The organism is Rhodoplanes sp. SY1 (assembly GCF_046000175.1).
Classification (GTDB): Bacteria; Pseudomonadota; Alphaproteobacteria; order Rhizobiales; family Xanthobacteraceae; genus Rhodoplanes.
Window position 1 is genome coordinate 1 of sequence record NZ_JBEOMB010000484.1, and the last position, 636, is coordinate 636.

Annotated in this window: 1 protein-coding gene; it reads right to left on the reverse strand. The window is 64.6% G+C overall.

Annotated elements, in window-relative coordinates:
- The coding region (locus tag ABTU92_RS30500; protein WP_408095268.1) for a sensor histidine kinase at positions 1–589 on the reverse strand (589 nt) is incomplete at its 3' end.
- Positions 590–636: the final 47 nt, after the last annotated feature.

The following is a 636-nucleotide window of genomic DNA, read 5'->3' on the forward strand; positions in this document are numbered from 1 at the left end:
CTGCGACTTCGTAGGACACGGTGACGGTGCCGTCCTTCCGGTCGTCCGGGAACGCATATTTCACGGCGTTGATGAGGAGCTCCGTCACGATGAGGCCGAGACTCACGGCCTGGCTCGCGGTGGCCGTACCGTCGTCGACACGGACCTGCATCGACGTATGTCGCCCGCCGCCGATCATCGAGCTGCTCAGGGCCTCGCACAGCCGTGACAAATACGGGCCGAGAGAAATCATCGCGCAAGGCTCGGTGACCTCCAACTGCTGCTGCACGGCCGCGACCGAGATCACCCGCTGATAGGCGTCCTCGAGATGCGCTCGCGTCTCGTCCGATTGGGCGGCCCTGGCCTTGATGAGGAGAATGCTGGCGATGATCTGCAGGCTGTTCCCGAAGCGGTGCTGCATCTCCCGCAACAGCACATCCTTGTGATGCAGGAGCGCGGCGAGCTCGCGTTCCTTGGCCCGTTGGCTCGTGATGTCCTCGAGCCCGAGCAGGATGGTCGTGTGAAGTCCGTCCTCGTAGAAGACCTTCCGGGCATTGAGGAGCAGGTCGCGCCGCCCGATGTCGGGGACGTCGATCTCGAACGCGTCCATCACGGTGCACCGCGGCACGATGCTCTCGAGAAGCGACCGCAGGGCCG